This is a genomic window from Blautia sp. OF09-25XD, from assembly GCF_003482095.1.
Lineage (GTDB): Bacteria > Bacillota > Clostridia > Lachnospirales > Lachnospiraceae > Fusicatenibacter > Fusicatenibacter saccharivorans.
Genome location: NZ_QUMG01000042.1, coordinates 1 through 1,832 on the forward strand (window position 1 = coordinate 1; position 1,832 = coordinate 1,832).

Here is a 1,832-nt window from a genome sequence, read left to right on the forward strand (position 1 = left end):
ACTTTCAGACCAGCACTGGTTGTGGTGGCCTTATTTTAATGCCTAATTTTTAACCTGTAAAGTTTTTTAACTTTCTTCAATTTTAGTATTGACTTTTTATTTGCAGGCTAAAGTAACGAGAATGCGACGCGCAGTTTTCAATAGAAAATAATGCTCTTGCTGATTTCAGATCATTTCGGGCTGTTTCCAGACGATATAACACCAGATCCCGTCTAGTACCGATTTCCTGATTATGCTGCTCCATACAAAACTACCCCTTCTTTATGAATATTGGAATAAAAGGGATAGTTCACAATCCACTTGTTAAAATGTGCTTCACTTTTTGCAATAGGCTTAATATCCGTGTCATGATCCATATTAAAGTCATAGGTCATGTACGAGAGCTGTTGTGCATATGCCTTTAATTCCAGATCTGACATATCTACCAGAATCATAATGTCCACATCAGAATCCGGACGGAAGTCACCCCTTGCATAAGAACCATAAAGGATTATCTGACGTACATGGGAACCATAAATCTTCTTGACCTCTTCCACATACTGTTTAATTAAATCCTGCATAATCTTTGGCATACATCATCACCTCATTTTCTGCTGATAATACTATAAGTTTCTCGATTCACAAATCTTTCTTCTTGATTTTATTATAACCAGTTTACCTTCGTTTCTCAATCAGTATTTTCCATGTATCAATTTTACTACTTTCTTCGACGAATTTTGTTCACCGTTATAGCCAATCCATCATGTCCATTTACTTTTAACGCATCGTCTATTATGCTTTATATAGTATTATTTTACCTTTCCAAATCAATATATGGTATGCAAATTAATATCAAGATACTAGGAGACAAAGTATTCCACTGCGTTTTCCGGGAAGAATTCCTTAAACTCCCCATACAGCTGTGCTGCAAGTGTTTTATTGTGCGCTATGATCAAGGTTGGCTAAGCCCCATTAACAAGGCAAAGACCATCTGCATATGGATCCGTGTCTCCTTCGATGCTTCCAGCAACAGTTTTACCTGCTCCAAAGTATATGTTTTAGTCTCATCTACAATAATCGTATGATACTTTGACTTTTTTACTCCTTTTGACAGTTCCAAACCTTCACAGGGATTCGTCATAATCAACCTTTTCGATAATGCGTATCTCATAGAGGTATTCATAATTGTTCTTGCCCTTTTAGGAATAGCAGAATATTGTTTTACAGGTTCTTTATACATTTTCATCAGATGCCCTTGATTGAGCGCAAGCAGCCTCAGACCGCCAATTCTGGGAATAATATGTTTCTGAATACAGTCCCTATAATTATAATAGGTATTCGCCGTAAATGACATATCAGATGGAGACATTCTCCATCTGATATACTATCATACAGATACGATTATTTCAATATATAACTAAACCCCAACAGTTTAGCATCGTAATACCCAATTGCCACCTTTAAAAAGATAACTGTATCTTTTTTTCATAAATATTAATAATTCTTCCTATGAATAAGGCTGTCAGTATGGTTCCTATACCAAGACCATAAAAATGGGTATGATTAATTAAACATAAAATAATAGTGACAAACACAAGTGTAATATCAAAAGTATTTTTCACTATTGAAAAAGGAAAAGAGAAGACTTCTGAAATAGTTTTTACAATACCATCAGTTGGTGTTAAAATAAGATTTGTTTTCACGCTTAAAAATACGCCCATTGCAGTAATGAACATCGTCATAATGAAAAAGGAAAAGAGAAGACTTCTGAAATAGTTTTTACAATACCATCAGTTGGTGTTAAAATAAGATTTGTTTTCACGCTTAAAAATACGCCCATTGCAGTAATGAAC

2 protein-coding genes and 2 pseudogenes are annotated in these 1,832 nt (G+C 34.7%); all 4 read right to left on the reverse strand.

The window, feature by feature from the left end; all coding sequences use genetic code 11:
• Positions 1–230 precede the first annotated feature (230 nt).
• The gene (locus DXA93_RS17470; RefSeq protein ID WP_055220717.1) at positions 231–572 is read right to left on the reverse strand and encodes a nucleotidyltransferase domain-containing protein; all 342 of its coding nucleotides are present in this window, start codon (positions 570–572) and stop codon (positions 231–233) included.
• A gap of 270 nt (positions 573–842) precedes the next feature.
• A pseudogene (locus DXA93_RS20805) lies at positions 843–941 on the reverse strand (DEAD/DEAH box helicase family protein); the annotation flags it as partial.
• Complete coding sequence (locus DXA93_RS17475) at positions 932–1,348, reverse strand: hypothetical protein (protein WP_119208901.1); 417 nt, start codon at positions 1,346–1,348, stop codon at positions 932–934. The pseudogene DXA93_RS20805 and the gene DXA93_RS17475, both read right to left, overlap by 10 nt.
• Positions 1,349–1,439: 91 nt before the next feature.
• A pseudogene (locus DXA93_RS17480) lies at positions 1,440–1,733 on the reverse strand (DUF6198 family protein); the annotation flags it as partial.
• Between the last annotated feature and the right edge of the window lie 99 nt (positions 1,734–1,832).